Source organism: Pseudomonas sp. TNT3 (assembly GCF_010095445.2).
In the GTDB taxonomy this organism is placed as follows: Bacteria; Pseudomonadota; Gammaproteobacteria; order Pseudomonadales; family Pseudomonadaceae; genus Aquipseudomonas.
In genome coordinates this window covers 78,821-96,527 of sequence record NZ_WFGV02000008.1, presented here as the reverse complement: position 1 = coordinate 96,527, position 17,707 = coordinate 78,821, and the positions used below count along the sequence as shown (strand labels likewise).

The window sequence follows — 17,707 nt, the reverse complement described above, 5'->3', positions numbered from 1 at the left end:
CTCCTAAGAATTCGTTACGACTAGCGAAATTGCGCGAGGAACCGCAAGTCGTTGTCGAAGAACAGACGCAAGTCGTTCACGCCGTAACGCAGCATGGCCAGACGCTCAACGCCCATGCCGAAGGCAAAGCCCGAAAACTCTTCCGGGTCGATCCCGGACATGCGCAGCACGTTCGGGTGAACCATGCCGCAGCCCATCACTTCCAGCCAGCCAGTCTGCTTGCAGACGCGGCAACCTTTGCCGCTGCACATCACGCATTCCATGTCGACTTCGGCGGATGGCTCGGTGAACGGGAAATACGAGGGACGGAAACGCACTGCCAGTTCTTTCTCGAAGAACACGCGCAGGAACTCTTCGATGGTGCCCTTCAGGTCGGCGAAGTTGATATCGCGGTCGACCAGCAGGCCTTCGACCTGGTGGAACATCGGAGAGTGAGTGATATCCGAGTCGCTACGGTACACACGGCCTGGGCAGACGATGCGGATCGGCGGCTGTTTCGATTCCATGGTGCGGACCTGGACCGGCGAGGTATGGGTGCGCAGCAACATGTTGGCATTGAAATAGAAGGTGTCATGCATCGACCGGGCCGGGTGATGGCCTGGGATGTTGAGCGCTTCAAAGTTGTGGTAATCGTCTTCGACCTCAGGGCCTTCGGCGATGCCGTAGCCAATGTGGGTGAAGAACTGTTCGATACGTTCCAGAGTGCGAGTGACCGGATGCAGACCACCCGAGGTCTGGCCACGGCCAGGCAGGGTCACGTCAATGGACTCGGCAGACAGTTTGGCGGCCAGGTCGGCCTCTTCAAACAGTGCCTTGCGGGCATTGAGAACCTCTGTGACACGCTCCTTGGCAACGTTGATCAGGGCGCCGACTTGCGGACGCTCTTCTGCCGGCAAATTCCCCAGGGTCTTCATCACCTGAGTCAATTCACCCTTTTTGCCAAGGTAGTGAACCCGGATTTGCTCCAGGGCATTGATATCTTCAGCGCTTTGCACAGCCTCTAGAGCTTGAGAGACGAGCGCGTCCAGGTTTTCCATGTACAGACTCCAGATACAAAATAGGGGAAGAGCTTGAAGGCTCTTCCCCTATTTATGACGTTTAACACCTGGCCCCACAGAGATGGGGCCGGGTGACTGTCGGGGGTACTTAAGCCAAGGTGGCTTTAGCTTTCTCGACAATCGCAGCAAACGCCGCTTTTTCGTTCACTGCCAGATCAGCCAGAACCTTACGGTCGATCTCGATGGACGCTTTTTTCAGGCCGGCGATGAAACGGCTGTAGGACAGGCCGTTGATACGTGCACCAGCGTTGATACGAGCGATCCACAGAGCGCGGAACTGACGTTTTTTCTGACGACGGTCACGGTAGGCGTATTGGCCTGCCTTGATTACCGCTTGCTTGGCAACACGGAATACGCGCGAGCGAGCGCCGTAGTAGCCTTTAGCAAGTTTCAGAATTTTTTTGTGACGTTTACGGGCAATGACGCCACGCTTTACACGAGCCATGAGTTACTTCCTCTATTCTTGACTAAATTAACGAAGGCGCAGCATGCGCTCGACTTTTGCCACGTCACACGGTGCCAGCAAGCTGCTACCGCGCAGTTGACGCTTACGCTTGGTCGACATTTTAGTCAGGATGTGGCTCTTGAAAGCGTGCTTGTGCTTGATACCGTTAGCAGTTTTCAGAAACCGCTTAGCAGCACCACTTTTAGTTTTCATTTTTGGCATGTTCGGATACTCCGCATTCAGTTGATAAACATAATCAGAAGGCCTGCCGTGCCCTATTGATTACTTCTTCTTTTTCGGGGCGATGACCATGATCAGCTGGCGTCCTTCCATCTTAGGATGCTGTTCGACCGAACCGTACTCGAGCAAGTCACCTTCAACTCGCTTGAGGAGTTCCATCCCCAGCTCCTGGTGGGCCATCTCACGGCCGCGGAATCGCAAGGATACCTTGGCCCTGTCCCCATCACTCAGGAAACGTACCAGGTTGCGCAGTTTTACCTGGTAATCCCCTTCCTCCGTCCCTGGACGAAACTTGATTTCTTTAACCTGAATCTGCTTCTGGTTCTTCTTGGCTGCGGCAACCTGCTTCTTCTTCTCGAAGATCGATTTGCCGTAGTCCATCAGCTTGCAGACAGGAGGTACTGCATCGGCGGAAATTTCCACCAAATCGAGCTTGGCTTCTTCAGCCTTAAGAAGCGCGTCTTCAATTGACACAATCCCAAGCTGCTCGCCTTCAGCCCCAATTAACCGAACCTCGCGTGCCGAGATATTCTCGTTGATCGGGGCTTTCGGTGCAGCTCGTTTATCTTGTCTCATTTCACGCTTAATAGTAATTACTCCGAATCTGGGCGACCACGCCGGGAAACCGCTTGCGCGAGAAACTCAGCGAACTGGGCGACGGGCATCGAGCCCAGGTCAGCACCTTCACGAGTACGCACAGCGACAGTCTGCATCTCGACTTCCCGATCTCCGATAACCAAGAGATAGGGAACCTTGAGCAAAGTATGCTCGCGGATTTTAAAGCCGATCTTTTCATTTCTCAAGTCAGACTTGGCACGAAATCCGCTTTCGTTGAGAGTTTTTTCAACTTCAGCAGCGAAATCCGCTTGTTTATCAGTGATATTCATAATCACTGCCTGGGTCGGAGCCAGCCACGCAGGGAACGCGCCCTCGTAGTGCTCGATCAGGATTCCGACAAAACGTTCGAAGGAACCGAGGATCGCCCGGTGCAACATAACCGGGTGCTTGCGACTGTTGTCTTCGGAGACGTATTCGGCTCCCAGACGGACAGGCAGGTTAAAATCGAGCTGAAGGGTACCACACTGCCAGACACGGCCAAGGCAATCTTTCAGCGAGAACTCGATCTTCGGACCGTAGAACGCCCCTTCTCCCGGCTGCAGATCGTACGGCAGGCCAGCACTATCAAGGGCTGCAGCCAATGCGGCTTCGGCGCGATCCCACAGCTCGTCGGAACCCACGCGTTTTTCCGGACGAGTGGACAGTTTCATTTCGACGTCTTTAAAGCCGAAATCGGCGTAGACGTCCATGGTCAGCTTGATGAATGCAGCGGATTCGGCCTGCATCTGCTCTTCTGTGCAGAAGATGTGGGCGTCGTCCTGAGTGAACGCACGCACGCGCATGATGCCGTGCAATGCACCCGATGGCTCGTTACGGTGGCAGGCACCGAACTCGGCCAGACGCATCGGCAGCTCGCGGTAGCTTTTCAGGCCCTGATTGAAGACCTGCACGTGGCAAGGGCAGTTCATCGGCTTGATCGCGTAATCGCGGTTTTCCGACTGGGTGGTGAACATGTTGTCGGCGTAGTTGGCCCAGTGCCCGGATTTCTCCCACAGGCTACGGTCAACGACCTGGGGAGTCTTGATCTCCAGGTAACCGTTGTCGCGCTGAACCTTGCGCATGTACTGCTCGAGCACCTGGTACAGCGTCCAGCCGTTCGGGTGCCAGAACACCATGCCCGGCGACTCTTCCTGGGTGTGGAACAGGCCCAGACGCTTGCCGATCTTGCGGTGGTCGCGCTTTTCAGCTTCTTCGATGCGCTGAATGTAAGCCGCCAGCTGCTTCTTGTCGGCCCATGCAGTGCCGTAGACGCGCTGTAATTGCTCGTTTTTGGCATCGCCACGCCAGTAGGCGCCCGACAACTTGGTCAGCTTGAACGACTTCAGGAAGCGGGTGTTCGGCACGTGTGGACCGCGGCACATGTCGACGTATTCTTCGTGATAGTACAGGCCCATGGCCTGCTCATTCGGCATGTCCTCGACCAGGCGCAGCTTGTAGTCTTCGCCGCGGGCCTTGAACACTTCGATCACTTCGGCGCGCGGAGTGACTTTCTTGATCACGTCGTAATCTTTCTCGATCAGCTGCTGCATGCGCTGTTCGATGGCGGCCAGGTCGTCCGGGGTGAAAGGACGCTCGAAGGCGATGTCGTAATAGAAGCCTTCGTCAATGACCGGCCCGATGACCATTTTGGCCGTCGGGTACAACTGCTTGACCGCATGGCCAACCAGATGGGCGCAAGAGTGGCGAATGATCTCCAGCCCCTCTTCATCCTTTGGCGTAATGATTTGCAGCGTGGAATCGCTGTCGATGATGTCGCTGGCGTCAACCAGCTTGCCATTGACCTTGCCGGCCACGGTGGCTTTGGCCAGACCGGCACCAATGGATGCGGCGACCTCGGCTACGGAAACCGGGTGATCGAATGAACGTTGACTGCCGTCGGGAAGAGTAATAGTTGGCATGGCGCCTCCTCTCCTAGTGGTGACCCCTACCAAAGGTCACGTGGGTTGGGATGAGCCAGTACAAGATCCGGTCCAGGCCATTCAATAACGAACGCCTGCCTTACAGCGGCAGGAGCCTTGCGGCCAACCGGAAAACCGAACCAGAGTGACTGGGATTCAAATCAGGGTTATTCGGTCATCTGCCGCTGCCGGGACTGAAGGTCATCCGGAGCCTGCAAACGCCCGAGCGGGGCATGCTAGCACAGATGAACGGTCGTCGATGCAACGAGCCTTTAGACAAGGGCAGATCGGGCAATTTTGTGCCAGAGTGCTGAACTTGAACCCGGCTTTACCCCTCAGATAACAAGACATTGACCCACAAGGAGCATCCCAGCATGCGTCTGAATCGTTTATTCGCCGTCATCGCCCCCGTAGTCCTGCTGCTGCCGCTGACTGCCCATGCCGACTGGCCCAAGGGCGAGCGCGAGAAATACATGGCTCAGTGCACCCAGGCGGCCACCCCGCAGATTGGCGCGGCCGCGGCAAAAGCCCACTGCGCTTGCGGTGCTGATGCAATCAAGTCGTACCCGGCCAGCGACATTCAGGCATTGATGGACAACAAGGCCAGTGATGCCCTGAAACAAAAAGCACTGACCCAGATTTCTTCCTGCAAGGCCGATAACAAGGCAAAAAAATAAGCGCAAAGACGCGCTTTGAGGGGCTCAGCGACCCATGAAAAGCCCCTGAAAATCGTTTTTTCGTACAATTTATGCAGGTTTTACAGCTTTTTTTATCGTCTTTACTTTCGACTGAAAGCCCTTTAAACCGGGGCTTTCAGCCGATTCAAGCAACAAGAAAAGCGTGACAGCGGGGCAAACAGCTCCTCCGGGGGGCTCCCAAAGCGAACATTTCGACTATGATACCCCGGTGTGCCCAGTTGGCCTGAGCAGCACAGTACTACTGAAAATATATGTTTCTTGGAGATACACCATGTCTAATCGCCAAACCGGCACCGTTAAATGGTTCAACGATGAAAAAGGCTTCGGCTTCATCACTCCTCAAGGTGGCGGTGACGACCTGTTCGTACACTTCAAAGCTATCGAAAGCGACGGTTTCAAAAGCCTGAAAGAAGGCCAGACTGTTTCCTTCGTGGCTGAGAAAGGCCAAAAGGGTATGCAAGCTGCTCAAGTTCGCCCAGAGTAATTTCCAGGCGCACTAAAAAAACCCCGTCCATGTGACGGGGTTTTTTATGGGTCAAACAAAAGTCCGGAGCAATCAGCCGCAGTTGACGCGCGTGACCACCCGATTGGCATCGGTGTTCAGGTTCAAGCGGTCAGAGCGGTATTCCAGAGTGACCATGTCGTCGGGCATCAGAAACCGGGCATTTTGTGCGCCTGCGCGGGTACGCGCCTGTTCCAGCAATTCAGCGGAAGCCTTTTTGCCGATGGTGAATTCGGCTGCCTTTGCTTCGCAACGGCTATGACCTGCGTCAGTCGTCGTGACAGGGTCAGTTGCCGACTCGGTAGACGTACTGCTGCAACCAGCCAGCAACGTGGCGCCCAACAAAATACCCAATGACGCGAACTTCCAAGGCATGCAGCCTCCTCTTTTCAATAGTTATGCTGAGATTGTGCGACCACCGTTCCGACGTTTGGTTTCACCCAACGTGGTAGCACCTTGCCCTCAACGAATTAAACGCAGAGTTTGCCCGAGCGCTCGAGAGTTGTTCATCCCTCAATCGTGACCGGATATGAACAGTCCTTAATACACGTCGATGTAGTCGAACGGCGGGTTCGGCCAGTTCTCCTTGAGCGCGTTGAAGATTTGCATGACCCAAACCTCATCGCTGGCAGCGACTCGTCCGACATAGCCGGAGCCTTTCGCCCAGGTCTCCAGACGAAACAGCAGCCCGCCAATATCGGTGCCGCCAACAATGCCGGAAGACAGGTAGGCGATACCGCCTTTGGTCACCCGCAGCTGAGTGTGTTCATCATCACTGGCAGAGGCCAGGAGTTGACGGACGGACTCGAGGGTCAAGCCGCCAGGCGTGTTCAAATCGATCTGCACAACGAGGTCCTTGGAGAGTCTACAAAGGCCAAGTGTCGCATAGCCCTCTTCTCATGCCTAAGTCGGAGTGCCAAATGCCGCGCAAAATGGTTAACTCCACAGCCAGACATCCCCGACTTCACGAGCGCCTTCATGACCACCGTAAGTATCGACGCCGACATCAAAGCCAAGTGGCCGCAGGGTCACAGCTCCTACAGCCCCGGCAGCCCGGAAGAGTTGGCAATTATCGGCATAGATCTTTTGGTCAAGGAACTTGGTACCGAAGCAGCGCAGTCATTTATCGCGCAGATCTTCGAGAAGTACCCCCCAGACTATATGGGTGTGACGCAGTCAGGGCGAGGGTAAAACCCCGCAGGCTGGCGCCTGCGGGCGAATCTTATTTCAAACGGGCCAGACGCTGGGTCAGCAGGTCGAAGAAACCCTGAGCATCCCCGCTCTCAACCCAGAAAGCGTTCTTCGGCGCTTTCAGGCCGTCATACCAGTCGACGATAGTCTGGCCGAAAGTCGGACCTTCACGGCTATCAACCACTACGTTGACCGATCGCCCCGTGAACAACTCTGGCTTGAGCAGGTAAGCGACGACCGTGGCGTCATGCACCGGGCCGCCGGGAATGCCGTAGTGCTCCATATCGCCCTTGACGTATTCATTGAGAATATCGCCCACCAGCTTGCTGGCGTTGTTGTTGAGTGCCGCGATCTGTTTCAGCCGCGCTTCGCTGGTGAGGATTTTATGAGTTACATCCAGCGGCAGATAAGTCAGCTTCACACCGCTTTTAAGAACGACTTCCGCAGCCTGCGGGTCGGCGAACAGGTTGAACTCGGCCACCGGGGTGATATTGCCGCCATTGAAATGGGCGCCGCCCATAATCACCACTTCCTTGATGCCCTGAACGATTTCAGGCTCCTGGATCAGCGCCAGCGCAAGGTTGGTCTGCGGGCCAAGCATGGCGATCGTGATGCTGTGGGGTTTGGCTGCTTTCAAGGTATCGATCAGATAATTAACCGCGTTACCCTCGGCCAGGCCTTTCTTGGGTTCGTGCACCGTGACACCCGACAGACCTTCCTTGCCATGAATGTTCTCGGCATAGATAGGCGTGCGCATCAGCGGCCTCGGGGCACCGGCATAGACCGGCACCTCTTCGCGCCCCGCCCACTCACGAGCCAGCCGCGCATTACGGGAAGTCTTGTCCAGCCGCACATTGCCGGCCACGGTGGTCAGCGCTCGAATATTCAGCTCTTCCGGCGAGGCCAGGGCGAACAACAAGGCAACCACGTCATCCGCACCGGGGTCGGTGTCGATGATCAAATCGATTTTTTCCGCCGCCTGGGCGCTTGTAGCAGTAATCAGGGACAAAAGCAGAAGACTCCGAAGCATTTGGTGCAGTTTCTGAGCATAGCGGTGCATAGCGCACTCCTTGTGCGTGGGGAAACAAAATGAGTCAAAGGACTGTTAAAACGTAACGCCCGATATCAGGACGATGTTGCAGTAAGGCTGGCATTCGCCGGTACGAATCACCGCTCGCGCCTGCCGGCTAAGCACCTTGAATTGGTCGTGGCTGAGCAGCTCACGCCGCCCCAGATCGCCGGCGGCATTCAGCTCATCCAAAGCCGCCAGTGCCGTCGGCTTTTTGTCGAGAATCTCCTGGGCCAACACATGGCTTTCCACCTGCATTTCACTGAGCACGACCTTCAGGGTACTGGTGAAGTCCGGGATGCCGTGGGTCAACGCCAGATCGATCAGTTCCACTCCTGCAGGCACCGGTAGACCGGCATCGCCGATCACGATCATGTCGCCATGCCCCAGTGACGCGATCAGCCGCGAAAGCGCGACGTTGAGCAAAGGTGTCTTCTTCATTGTGTTTTAAAGGCCTGTACGTCGAGTAACGTGGGAATCGAAGGTTGCGCGCCAGCTCGGGTCACCGATAGCGCAGCGGCAATCTGGCCGAAACGGATCGCGTCGACTTCGTTTTGGCCCGTCGCCAGTGCGGCGGCGAATCCACCGACAAAGGTGTCGCCAGCTGCCGTGGTGTCGACAGCCTTCACCTGGGGCGCCGGAAAGTGTTCGAAGCGGCTGCCACTGGCAAACAGCGAGCCTTGAGCACCGAGCGTGATGATCACTTTGCCGGCGCCCAGGGCAATCAGCCGAGTGGCAGCAGCTTTGGCGGTTTCCAGAGAGTTCACAGGCAAACCGCTCAAGGCTGCGGCTTCGCTTTCATTGGGGATGAGGTAGTCGATGGCCGCATACCAATCCGCTGGCAGCGGATGACTGGCAGGCGCCGGGTTGAGGATCACGGTTTTACCCAGCTCTCGCCCGCGCTTGAGCGCATGACCAACGGTGGCATCAGGGATCTCAAGCTGACAGATGATCACGTCGGCAGCCTGCAGGACGGGATCGAAGCAACCGATGACCGCAGGCGTCAGCGCACCGTTGGCACCTGCGACGATCACGATTGCGTTCTGGCTGTTGTCGTCGACCACGATCAACGCCACGCCGCTCGACCCTTCTACGCAAGTGACCGCCTGGCAGTCGATCTGCTCGGCGAGCAACGCGCCGCGCAACTCCTCGCCGTAGGCATCGCTGCCAACGCAGCCGACCATCGACACCTGCGCACCGAGCCTTGCCGCAGCAACGGCCTGATTGGCGCCCTTGCCGCCGGACACTGTGGCAAAGGAGTTACCGATCAGCGTTTCGCCGCCTTGGGGCAGCCTTGGCGCCCGGGTGACCAGGTCCATGTTCAGGCTGCCTATTACCACTACTTTTGCTGACATTCGTCACTACTCGTCAATTCTGGTTTAGCGATATTCCGAGAACACCCCGGCCAATGGCGCAGTCGATTCTCGCAGGACAATGCTGGGCGTCACGATCCGTTGATCGGTGGCCATGTCCGGTGTGGCGATCCTTCGCAAAAGCACTTCAGCGGCCATCTCCCCGAGCTGCAGGATCGACTGCCCCACGGTCGTCAAGGCCGGGTAGACATAACGGCTCATCTGGATGTCGTCGAAGCCGATGACCGACAACTCGCTTGGCACGCGAATATTGCGCTCGGCAGCGGCTCGCAACACGCCGATACCGATCATGTCGTTACCGGCGAAAATAGCGGTGGGCGGATTGTTTTCCAGCAGGATCGCAGCCGCGCTGTAACCTCCCGTGCTGGTGAAGTCGCTTTCAAGCCTGCGCTCCGGTGCTACGTCGACGCCCGCCTCTTTCAAGGCCCGGCTAAAACCGGCCAGACGCATCTGGGCCACACTGGTACTCGCCGGCCCGCCGATCGTCGCGATGTCCCGATGCCCGAGTTCCAGCAAATGACGCGTCGCCAGGTACGCGCCATATTCGTGATCGATGCGTACCAGGTCGGCATTCACGCCTTCCAGATTACGGTCGACAATCACCATGGGAGTGCGCACACCGGCGAGACCTTCCGCCAGCCCGGCATCCCCACCGGCCGATGCCACGATCAGTCCGTCAATGCGCTTTTCCAGCAATACCCGCAGGTAGCTGCGCTGTTTGTCCGGATTATCGTCGGAGTTGCAAAGAATCACGCAGTAGCCATTGCGCTCACAATAATCCTCGATGCCGCGCGCGAGTTCGGCGAAGTATGGGTTGAGGCTGTTAGGCACCAGCAACCCGATGGTCGCCGTGGTTTTCGCCTTCAACGACCGGGCGACCGCGCTAGGCACGTAGTCGAGGCTTTTGATCGCCGCCTCGACTTTGATCCGCACTTCTTCGCTGACCGGCCGTGTCTTGTTCACCACGTGAGACACCGTGGTGTAGGAAATTCCTGCAAGCGCTGCGACATCCTTGATAGTTGCCATGAATCAGGTCCGCCGGCTTGCGCGCTGACTGCGATAAGTATCCAGCACCACGGCGATCACGATGACTGCACCGGTGATGATCCGTTTGGTCGGTTCCGTTGCGCCGATCTGTGCGAGCCCGGCCGCCAGGACGGAGATGATCAGAACGCCGAAGAAGGTACTGATCACCGAACCCCGGCCGCCCATCAAACTGGTGCCGCCGATCACCACCGCCGCGATCACCTGCAACTCCAGGCCTGAGCCGGCATTCGGATCCGCCGCTTCCAGCCGGGAAATCTGGAACAGTGCGGCAATACCGGCCAGCAGCCCCATCAGACTGAACACCAGAATCTTGTAGGGCTTCGGATTGATCCCTGCCAGGCGCACCGCTTCTTCATTGGTGCCGATACCGATCAGATAGCGACCGAACACGGTACGGGTCAACACTGCCTGAGCAATGATGATGATCAACAAAGCGATGATGAACGATGGCGAGATGCCAAATGCAATCGGGTTGGACAACCATGCAAAAGAATCACCAATGTACGCAGTGCGCGAACCGGTCATTTGGTAGGCCACGCCGCGGGCCATTTCCAGCACGCCCAGGGAAACAATGAACGACGGAATGCGCCATGCCACGGTGATCGAACCGGTAATGGTGCCGGCCAGCGCCGCAACTGCCATGCCGAGCAACGCCGCAGGCAGCACGCTCCAGCCCCAGCCCAGAATCGCCACGCTGACCGCCGACGCCGCAAGCGCCAACACCGAGCCCACCGACAGGTCGATGCCGCCGATGATCAACACGAAGGTCATGCCCACGGCCAGCACCATCAAGTCCGGAATCTGGTTGGCCAAGGTGCTGAACGTGTCGTAGGACAGGAAATGGCTGCTCAGGACCGAGAACAGCGCGATCATTGCCAGCAAGGCACCGGCCAGCCCCAAATAGGTGCCCAGGCCGTAAAAGTTGCCACTACGTTTGCCGACAGGTGCTGCAGTTTTCATGGAAGATCCCTTGGCGCCGCTTCGTTGAGCAACGCATCACGTTTTTGGTAGCCGGCAAACGCGGCTGCAAGCAAGTCATCCTGGGTCCAGGTATCGCGCTCGAAGGTTTCGATCAGGCGCCCCGCCGACAGCACGCCGATGCGGTCGCAGATCAGCATCAGTTCGCGCAGATCACTGGACACCACCACCAGAGCCTTGCCCTGGCGAGTCAGCTCACCGAGCAACGCATAGATGTCGAACTTTGCACCCACATCGATACCGCGAGTTGGCTCGTCGAACAACAGCACCGAACAATCGCGCTCAAGCCAGCGCCCTATCACGACTTTCTGCTGGTTACCCCCGGACAATTCCGACACCAGCTGCGTCGGGCTGGAACTGCGAATGCGCATGGCATCGATCTGGCGTTGGGCCAGGGACATTTCGTCACCATTGTTGACGATGCCGCCACTGGAAATCACCGGCATATTGCCCAACGCGATGTTGGCGCTGATCGACTGAGTCAGCAGCAAACCTTCGCCTTTGCGGTCTTCGGTAATCAGAGCAATGCCGTGACCGACGGCATCCGCTGGCGAGCGGATACTGACAACCTGCGCCGGTGAACCCAGCGCTACCGTGCCGCTGTCGGCAATGTCCGCGCCGAAAATCAGGCGCAGCAACTCGGTGCGCCCTGCCCCGATCAAACCGGAAACCCCGAATATCTCACCGGCACGGACTTCGAAAGAAACGTCGCGAACCTTGTCGGAACGGGTCAGCCCTTTGACCGTCAATGCGGGGGCGCCAATGTTGCGCGGCCCCATGTCCATGTGCTCGCCCAGTTCCCGGCCAACCATCAAGGTGACCAGTTGCTCGCTGTTGTAGTTGGCCATCGGTTCGATGCAGACCAGGTTGCCGTCACGCAGTACTGCAATGCGCTGGGCAACTTGCGCCAGCTCTTCGAGTCGATGCGAGATATAGATGATAGAGACGCCACGCGCTTGCAGGCGGGTGATCTGCTCGAACAGCATTTCGACTTCGCGGGCCGTCAACATGGCGGTCGGCTCATCGAGGATCAACACGTGGCAGTCGCCGATCAGGTTGCGGGCGATCTCCACCATTTGCTGGTGACCGATGCCAAGTTCGCCTACCAGCGTGTCCGGATCAATGGCGTCCAGGCCGACCTGGGCCATGGCTTCGATCGCCGCTTTGCGCAATTGCTTGCGACTGATCCAGCCGCCGCTGCTGGGCAGGTTATCGAGGAACAGGTTTTCCGCGACCGACAAGGTCGGCAACAGATTGAGTTCTTGCATGACCATGCGGATACCCAGGTCTTCAGCCTGGGTCCGGCTGCCGGGACGATAATCTTGTCCCTGGAATTGCATCTGACCGGTCGTCGGCGTCACCAGCCCACCGATGATCTTCGACAGCGTGCTTTTCCCGGCGCCGTTTTCACCAGTCAGCGCCAGCACTTCCCCGCGCATGAGCGTAAGGTCGATGCCGGTCAGGACCGGTTGGGCGTACGTCTTACCGATGCCGTTGACCGAGAGGACAGCGTTCGGGGCGGAAACTGACATAGAAATCTCCATGCACTCGCCCAGACGGGCGAGCACCGTAGTGTCACCAGAAGGACTACTTGGTCACCAGTTCGACTGGAGTTTCGATCACGCCATTGGGACCGCTGTCGACCTTCTCACCCTTGATGATTTTCAACGCGGTTTCGATACCGAAGACTGCTTGCTTGGCGGCGAATTGGTCCGCAGTGGCCAGGACACGGCCATCCTTGAGCATCGGTTTAATCGCGTTGATGTTGTCATAGCCGACCACTTGCACCTTGCCGGCCTTGCCTGCTGCGCGCACGGCAGACACTGCACCGACGGCCATGCTGTCGTTACCTGCCAGCAGGGCTTTGACTTGCGGATACTCGCTGAGAATCGAGGCGGCGACCTTGTTGCCTTTGTCGATTTCCCAGTCACCGGACTGCAACGAAACGACCTTGATCTGGGCGGCTTCCATCGCGTCCTTGAAACCAGCGGTGCGCGCCTGGGCATTGGTGGTGGTGGACACGCCTTCAATGATGCCGACTTCGTCACCGGCCTTCAGTTGCTTGGCCAGATACTCGCCGACCAGACGCGCGCCTTTGCGGTTGTCAGGCCCCACAAAAGGCACGGTGATATTTTTGCTTTTGACGACGGCTGGATCGAGTTGATTGTCGATGTTGATCACGGTGATACCGGCATCGATCGCTTTCTTGATCACCGGGACCATGGCTTTGGAATCAGCGGGTGCAATGACCAGCGCGTTGACCTTGGCCAGGATCATTTGCTCGACAATGCGCGTTTGTCCGGCGGTGTCGGTCTCGTCCTTGATGCCATTGGAGATCAGATCGAAATCTGCGGAATGATCTTTCTGGTAAGCCTTGGCGCCGTCTTCCATGGTCAGGAAGAATTCGTTGGCCAGCGACTTCATGACCAGCGCAACTTTAGGTTTCTCAGGGGTTTCGGCGAAGGCCGATGAGACAGGCAAAGCGGCAGATACGGCAGCCAGCACAGCGACAGCGAGAAGGCGTCCAGCGAATGGCAGCTTCATGGGTTCACTCCGATCTTATGATTATTGTGAGCAACGCTTGCGCAGGTTGGTTTAACAACGCTCTTTAAGGCAATCAGCCCGTCTGAAACATGTCGCAAACGTTTGCGTAGACCGAACTATGCGAACCCGGCCGAGATTTGTCAACGACCGAGAATGCCAATTTTTCGTTGTTACCCGAAATAACAAGACCTGAAAATCAAGCCGAGGTGCTAACCAAATTGCCGGTAGCAGCGCCTTTGGTTAACTCCGCTGCCAAGGCTGCCGCCACTTCTGAAATTGCCGCGGCGGTACCGGTGATTCGTTGCTGGATCGACACGATGGCTGTGATTTTGGCTTCTGCATTCGCAAACCTCGCCGCTTGCGTCGCCGCCAATTGCTGCTGTTGTTCACGCATTTGTTGTTGCAGCTCTTTCATCCGCTTGAGCAGCATCTGCACGGTAATGCTTTGAGTGCTGGCGGTACTTTCGGTCTTTGAATCGCCCTGCACACCCGCTGCGCCGACAGATTTTTTATCGCCATTTTCCAGCCCTGAGCCTGATGCGACCTTCTCTGTCGCATCGTAATTCAGGGTATCGACTGTCGTTGCAGTCTTACCGCCAATATTGATAACTGCCGCATTTGATGGACTGATTGTCAGCGACATCTGAATTCCCTCCCAAAAAAGATCCGTATGGAGGCATCGACCGCTACGCGAGTTTCTTTAAAGGTAATTTGGCAAACATGAGCGAGTGAAATTTCTGACAAGAAAGGGTGCGCAGCACTTTTCGGTGGGCCGAACGGAAAAGCCGCATACGTTCGGAAAGCCGGACGTTTCTTTGCGACCAAGCGGCTGCATAGATCAATAAATTCTTTATATATCATTTAGTTACATCATTAAATTAACTCTGGATATTACTGGTACAGCTCTTGCTCCTTTCCCTACACCTCAAGCGTTCAGATCGACCTGAGGCGTATCTAGATGAACCTGCACTCTGCACCGTCTCACCACTAGAGAGAAAAATAATGACATCTGCTTTGAAGACCTTTGTACCGGGCGCCTTGGCCCTTTTGCTCCTCCTGCCGACTGCCCTCCAGGCAAAAGAAGTTGAAACCCGACAGAAGCTCGCTAACGTGGTCATCCTCGCCACCGGCGGCACCATTGCCGGCGCAGGCGCCAGCGCGGCCAACAGTGCGACTTATCAAGCGGCGAAAGTCGGTATCGAACAATTGATCGCCGGCGTTCCGGAGCTGAGTCAATTGGCCAATGTTCGCGGCGAACAAGTCATGCAAATCGCCTCGGAGAGCATTACCAACGACAACTTGCTGCAACTGGGTCGTCGAGTGGCGGAGCTGGCCGACAGCAAAGACGTTGATGGCATCGTCATCACCCACGGCACCGACACTCTCGAAGAAACCGCCTATTTCCTCAACCTGGTGGAAAAAACCGACAAGCCGATCATAGTGGTCGGCTCCATGCGTCCAGGCACTGCCATGTCCGCTGACGGCATGTTGAACCTGTACAACGCCGTGGCGGTGGCCAGCAGTAAAGAGGCGCGAGGCAAAGGCGTGCTCGTCACCATGAACGACGAAATTCAGTCGGGTCGCGATGTCAGCAAGATGATCAACATCAAGACCGAAGCATTCAAGAGTGCCTGGGGGCCGCTAGGCATGGTGGTTGAAGGCAAATCCTACTGGTTCCGCTTGCCTGCCAAGCGCCACACCATGGACTCGGAATTCGACATCAAAACCATCAAGAGCTTGCCCGACGTCGAAATTGCCTATTCGTATGGCAACGTAAGCGATACCGCCTACAAAGCCCTGGCGCAGTCGGGTGCGAAAGCGATCATTCACGCCGGCACGGGCAATGGCTCGGTGTCCTCGCGAGTGGTCCCTACCCTGCAGGCCCTGCGCAAGGACGGCGTACAAATCATTCGCTCTTCTCACGTCAATGCCGGTGGTTTCGTCCTGCGTAACGCCGAACAGCCAGACGACAAGTACGACTGGGTTGTGGCTCACGACCTGAACCCACAGAAAGCCCGCATCCTGGCCATGGTCGCACTGACCAAGACCAATGACAGCAAAGAGCTGCAGCGGATGTTCTGGGAATACTGATTGACCCTCGCCCGGCCGGTTCCGGCCGGGCACCTCGATACAAATTTCTCCTGTCCTACACCAAACCACGAAAAACGCTGTCAGAAGATTTTCTTGAATTTTAAGCAGTTGCGATAATCCTTACAGTTTAATACTGTATGCACGTACAGCTTAATAAGGATAATTTTGTGGCCACCACTTCCGACTCCCCGGACGCCTATGCACGCATGGGCATGCGCGTTCAAAAAATCATCAATTCCCCTACCGCTCAGAAAGCCAAAGCGGCGCTGATCTTTCGCCTGCCGGACGAGCCGGTGGACGAGTGGGAGCAACTGCTCGAAGAAATCGACGAAAACGATAACGTCACCCTCGCCTATCGCGACGATGGTGGTGTGCAGATTTTCTGGGTTGTGCCGAAGGAAGATTGAGTCAATGAGTGTCCGTTTTTTTGCTGTGCTGTTTTTGTTCTGCGCCATGGGCGCCCAGGCTGCGGCCCCTCGAACCTTTGAAGAAGCCAAGAAAGTCGCCTGGAAACTCTATGCCCCGCAATCGACCGAGTTCTATTGCGGCTGCAAATACACTGGCAACAAGGTGAACCTCGCGGCCTGTGGTTATGTACCCCGTAAAAGTGCCAAACGCGCTTCTCGCATTGAATGGGAGCACATTGTGCCGGCCTGGCAGATCGGCCATCAGCGTCAATGCTGGCAAGAGGGCGGACGCAAGAACTGCACACGCTATGACCCGGTCTATCAGAAGGCCGAGGCCGATCTGCATAACCTTGTTCCCAGCATCGGCGAAGTGAACGGTGATCGCAGCAATTTCAGTTTCGGCTGGCTGCCGGTACAAACCGGTCAATACGGGTCGTGCCTGACCCAGGTCGACTTCAAGGCGAAGAAGGTGATGCCGCGCCCTTCAATACGCGGCATGATTGCCCGGACGTACTTCTATATGAGCAAACAGTACGGTTTGCGCTTGTCCAAACAGGACCGCCAGCTTTACGAAGCCTGGAACAAAACCTATCCAGTGCAGGCCTGGGAGCTTCAGCGCAACCAAACCGTCGCGTGCGTCATGGGCCGTGGCAACGAGTTTGTCGGGCCGGTGGACATGAAAACCTGTGGCTGACGGCTGGCTTGGAACACAAAGGCCTCGAGCATGAACCTCGAGGCCTTTTTTCGTTCTAGCCGCCAACTTTGTTGTAGCGCCAGTAACCAGGAAAGGGCTGAGCGTGGATTGTTGAAGCAGGATCGCGTCGAAAGGCTCGCAAGGGCTCGTGGAGGCCACAGAAGCACTCATTAACCGTGCTTGGAAACACGTCACCTTTCCACTTCCTTAGGACTCAGACTAACGGTGCCGGCATTAAGCCTGTTACTGCGCGACCGCATGCTCCACGACCAGCAGTTGAATGTTCTGCTTTTTCGCCCGGGTGAGCGCAGCGGCGACCTCTGCCTGTTTGGCCTCGGCCTCCGCTTTCGAATTGAAAGGCCCCATCAGAATGCGGGTCTTGCCATTTTCCTTGATGACATTGGCAACAAAACTGTGCTCGATCAGCCAGCCACTCAGATCGCTGACTGCCTGGGTAATCTCGCCCCGCACTTCCAGATCCCACTGCTGTGCAGGAGCCGTCACCGGCGCGGTCGACACCGCCGACTGGGGCTTCTGCCCTTCAACGCGCTTGCCTTCCCCGCATCCCGCCAACGCCAGTACCGCGATTACCAAGACCAATTTGCGCACGACGCTTCCCTCTGAAGGCTAAAAGACGGGATTTTAACATTCATGAATAGTTCTTTAGGGCCGCAAAATGGCCATAAAACAACGAGAATGATGGTTGCGGCCTCTGTATAGTTACGCCTTGGGAATTAATGCAGCATCTGCGCGTCAGAAAGAGGCACCCAAACTGTGAAACTTCGCACTAATCTATACGTACCACCGACCTCTGCACTGTTCGAATCAGGTGCCCTACAAAGCAATCAAGGAGA

General features: G+C 56.7%; 22 protein-coding genes. 6 read left to right on the top strand and 16 right to left on the bottom strand.

What is annotated here, in order from left to right; all coding sequences use genetic code 11:
- Positions 1–20 precede the first annotated feature (20 nt).
- From pheS to thrS, 5 genes are all read right to left on the bottom strand, one after another.
- Complete coding sequence (gene pheS, locus GBC55_RS07650) at positions 21–1,037, bottom strand: phenylalanine--tRNA ligase subunit alpha (protein WP_007905876.1); 1,017 nt, start codon at positions 1,035–1,037, stop codon at positions 21–23.
- A 109-nt stretch (positions 1,038–1,146) separates the two neighbouring features.
- Positions 1,147–1,503, bottom strand: a complete 357-nt coding sequence (rplT, locus tag GBC55_RS07645; RefSeq protein ID WP_007905879.1) for a 50S ribosomal protein L20 — start codon at positions 1,501–1,503, stop codon at positions 1,147–1,149.
- Between the two features lie 27 nt (positions 1,504–1,530).
- Complete coding sequence (gene rpmI / locus GBC55_RS07640) at positions 1,531–1,725, bottom strand: 50S ribosomal protein L35 (RefSeq protein WP_008145659.1); 195 nt, start codon at positions 1,723–1,725, stop codon at positions 1,531–1,533.
- Positions 1,726–1,785: 60 nt separating this feature from the next.
- On the bottom strand, positions 1,786–2,337 hold the full coding sequence (gene infC, locus GBC55_RS07635) for a translation initiation factor IF-3 (protein WP_176469887.1): 552 nt from the start codon (positions 2,335–2,337) through the stop codon (positions 1,786–1,788).
- On the bottom strand, positions 2,337–4,259 hold the full coding sequence (thrS, locus tag GBC55_RS07630) for a threonine--tRNA ligase (protein ID WP_010455934.1): 1,923 nt from the start codon (positions 4,257–4,259) through the stop codon (positions 2,337–2,339). Before thrS ends, infC begins: the two co-directional genes overlap by 1 nt.
- A 374-nt stretch (positions 4,260–4,633) precedes the next feature.
- Between thrS and GBC55_RS07625 the strand changes: the two genes are divergently transcribed.
- Positions 4,634–4,936, top strand: coding sequence for a hypothetical protein (locus GBC55_RS07625; RefSeq protein WP_162437717.1), 303 nt, complete (start codon positions 4,634–4,636; stop codon positions 4,934–4,936).
- A 292-nt stretch (positions 4,937–5,228) separates the two neighbouring features.
- A complete protein-coding gene (locus GBC55_RS07620) occupies positions 5,229–5,441 on the top strand; it encodes a cold-shock protein (protein ID WP_003179963.1) in 213 nt (70 codons plus the stop codon).
- Between the two features lie 72 nt (positions 5,442–5,513).
- On the opposite strand, the gene GBC55_RS07615 is transcribed toward GBC55_RS07620, so the two are convergent.
- Entirely contained in the window at positions 5,514–5,834 is a 321-nt protein-coding gene (locus GBC55_RS07615; protein WP_162437718.1) for an I78 family peptidase inhibitor, read from the bottom strand.
- Positions 5,835–5,999: 165 nt separating this feature from the next.
- Entirely contained in the window at positions 6,000–6,305 is a 306-nt protein-coding gene (locus GBC55_RS07610) for a hypothetical protein (protein WP_162437719.1), read from the bottom strand.
- Between the two features lie 132 nt (positions 6,306–6,437).
- Between GBC55_RS07610 and GBC55_RS07605 the strand changes: the two genes are divergently transcribed.
- Positions 6,438–6,650, top strand: a complete 213-nt coding sequence (locus GBC55_RS07605) for a hypothetical protein (RefSeq protein WP_162437720.1) — start codon at positions 6,438–6,440, stop codon at positions 6,648–6,650.
- A 31-nt stretch (positions 6,651–6,681) separates the two neighbouring features.
- Here GBC55_RS07605 and GBC55_RS07600 read toward each other — a convergent pair whose 3' ends face one another.
- From GBC55_RS07600 to GBC55_RS07565, 8 genes are all read right to left on the bottom strand, one after another.
- Positions 6,682–7,710, bottom strand: a complete 1,029-nt coding sequence (locus tag GBC55_RS07600) for a nucleoside hydrolase (RefSeq protein WP_162437721.1) — start codon at positions 7,708–7,710, stop codon at positions 6,682–6,684.
- Between the two features lie 45 nt (positions 7,711–7,755).
- On the bottom strand, positions 7,756–8,160 hold the full coding sequence (gene rbsD / locus GBC55_RS07595; RefSeq protein ID WP_162437722.1) for a D-ribose pyranase: 405 nt from the start codon (positions 8,158–8,160) through the stop codon (positions 7,756–7,758).
- A complete protein-coding gene (rbsK, locus tag GBC55_RS07590) occupies positions 8,157–9,074 on the bottom strand; it encodes a ribokinase (RefSeq protein WP_162437723.1) in 918 nt (305 codons plus the stop codon). Before rbsK ends, rbsD begins: the two co-directional genes overlap by 4 nt.
- 24 nt (positions 9,075–9,098) lie before the next feature.
- Positions 9,099–10,118, bottom strand: coding sequence for a LacI family DNA-binding transcriptional regulator (locus tag GBC55_RS07585; protein WP_162437724.1), 1,020 nt, complete (start codon positions 10,116–10,118; stop codon positions 9,099–9,101).
- A gap of 3 nt (positions 10,119–10,121) precedes the next feature.
- Positions 10,122–11,099 carry an ABC transporter permease gene (locus tag GBC55_RS07580; protein WP_162437725.1) on the bottom strand — a complete coding sequence of 326 codons (978 nt, stop codon included), beginning with the start codon at positions 11,097–11,099 and terminating at the stop codon, positions 10,122–10,124.
- Entirely contained in the window at positions 11,096–12,649 is a 1,554-nt protein-coding gene (locus tag GBC55_RS07575) for a sugar ABC transporter ATP-binding protein (protein ID WP_162437726.1), read from the bottom strand. The genes GBC55_RS07580 and GBC55_RS07575 overlap by 4 nt, the downstream gene beginning before the upstream one ends.
- Before the next feature lie 55 nt (positions 12,650–12,704).
- Positions 12,705–13,661 carry a sugar ABC transporter substrate-binding protein gene (locus GBC55_RS07570; protein ID WP_162437727.1) on the bottom strand — a complete coding sequence of 319 codons (957 nt, stop codon included), beginning with the start codon at positions 13,659–13,661 and terminating at the stop codon, positions 12,705–12,707.
- Positions 13,662–13,857: 196 nt separating this feature from the next.
- The gene (locus tag GBC55_RS07565; protein WP_162437728.1) at positions 13,858–14,304 is read right to left on the bottom strand and encodes a hypothetical protein; all 447 of its coding nucleotides are present in this window, start codon (positions 14,302–14,304) and stop codon (positions 13,858–13,860) included.
- Positions 14,305–14,663: 359 nt separating this feature from the next.
- Here GBC55_RS07565 and GBC55_RS07560 point away from each other — a divergent pair, with 359 nt between their 5' ends.
- The 3 genes from GBC55_RS07560 (at position 14,664) to GBC55_RS07550 (ending at position 16,853) form a co-directional block, all read left to right on the top strand.
- Positions 14,664–15,752, top strand: a complete 1,089-nt coding sequence (locus GBC55_RS07560; RefSeq protein WP_162437729.1) for an asparaginase — start codon at positions 14,664–14,666, stop codon at positions 15,750–15,752.
- A 167-nt stretch (positions 15,753–15,919) separates the two neighbouring features.
- Positions 15,920–16,159 (top strand): DUF1654 domain-containing protein, encoded by a 240-nt coding sequence (locus tag GBC55_RS07555; RefSeq protein ID WP_247266876.1) that lies wholly within the window; start codon positions 15,920–15,922, stop codon positions 16,157–16,159.
- A gap of 4 nt (positions 16,160–16,163) precedes the next feature.
- Complete coding sequence (locus GBC55_RS07550) at positions 16,164–16,853, top strand: endonuclease I family protein (RefSeq protein WP_162437731.1); 690 nt, start codon at positions 16,164–16,166, stop codon at positions 16,851–16,853.
- Positions 16,854–17,096: 243 nt separating this feature from the next.
- Here the strand turns inward: GBC55_RS07550 and GBC55_RS07545 are convergent, their stop codons facing one another.
- Positions 17,097–17,462: an SPOR domain-containing protein gene (locus tag GBC55_RS07545; protein WP_162437732.1), complete on the bottom strand. Its 366-nt coding sequence runs from the start codon at positions 17,460–17,462 to the stop codon at positions 17,097–17,099.
- Positions 17,463–17,707 lie beyond the last annotated feature (245 nt).

Coding starts and splice junctions, on each gene's coding strand:
- pheS (WP_007905876.1), bottom strand. CDS start 1,037: ATGGAAAACCTGGACGCGCTCGTCTCTCAAGCTCTAGAGGCTGTGCAA.
- rplT (WP_007905879.1), bottom strand. CDS start 1,503: ATGGCTCGTGTAAAGCGTGGCGTCATTGCCCGTAAACGTCACAAAAAA.
- rpmI (WP_008145659.1), bottom strand. CDS start 1,725: ATGCCAAAAATGAAAACTAAAAGTGGTGCTGCTAAGCGGTTTCTGAAA.
- thrS (WP_010455934.1), bottom strand. CDS start 4,259: ATGCCAACTATTACTCTTCCCGACGGCAGTCAACGTTCATTCGATCAC.
- GBC55_RS07625 (WP_162437717.1), top strand. CDS start 4,634: ATGCGTCTGAATCGTTTATTCGCCGTCATCGCCCCCGTAGTCCTGCTG.
- GBC55_RS07620 (WP_003179963.1), top strand. CDS start 5,229: ATGTCTAATCGCCAAACCGGCACCGTTAAATGGTTCAACGATGAAAAA.
- GBC55_RS07615 (WP_162437718.1), bottom strand. CDS start 5,834: ATGCCTTGGAAGTTCGCGTCATTGGGTATTTTGTTGGGCGCCACGTTG.
- GBC55_RS07605 (WP_162437720.1), top strand. CDS start 6,438: ATGACCACCGTAAGTATCGACGCCGACATCAAAGCCAAGTGGCCGCAG.
- GBC55_RS07600 (WP_162437721.1), bottom strand. CDS start 7,710: ATGCACCGCTATGCTCAGAAACTGCACCAAATGCTTCGGAGTCTTCTG.
- rbsD (WP_162437722.1), bottom strand. CDS start 8,160: ATGAAGAAGACACCTTTGCTCAACGTCGCGCTTTCGCGGCTGATCGCG.
- rbsK (WP_162437723.1), bottom strand. CDS start 9,074: ATGTCAGCAAAAGTAGTGGTAATAGGCAGCCTGAACATGGACCTGGTC.
- GBC55_RS07585 (WP_162437724.1), bottom strand. CDS start 10,118: ATGGCAACTATCAAGGATGTCGCAGCGCTTGCAGGAATTTCCTACACC.
- GBC55_RS07580 (WP_162437725.1), bottom strand. CDS start 11,099: ATGAAAACTGCAGCACCTGTCGGCAAACGTAGTGGCAACTTTTACGGC.
- GBC55_RS07575 (WP_162437726.1), bottom strand. CDS start 12,649: ATGTCAGTTTCCGCCCCGAACGCTGTCCTCTCGGTCAACGGCATCGGT.
- GBC55_RS07570 (WP_162437727.1), bottom strand. CDS start 13,661: ATGAAGCTGCCATTCGCTGGACGCCTTCTCGCTGTCGCTGTGCTGGCT.
- GBC55_RS07565 (WP_162437728.1), bottom strand. CDS start 14,304: ATGTCGCTGACAATCAGTCCATCAAATGCGGCAGTTATCAATATTGGC.
- GBC55_RS07560 (WP_162437729.1), top strand. CDS start 14,664: ATGACATCTGCTTTGAAGACCTTTGTACCGGGCGCCTTGGCCCTTTTG.
- GBC55_RS07550 (WP_162437731.1), top strand. CDS start 16,164: ATGAGTGTCCGTTTTTTTGCTGTGCTGTTTTTGTTCTGCGCCATGGGC.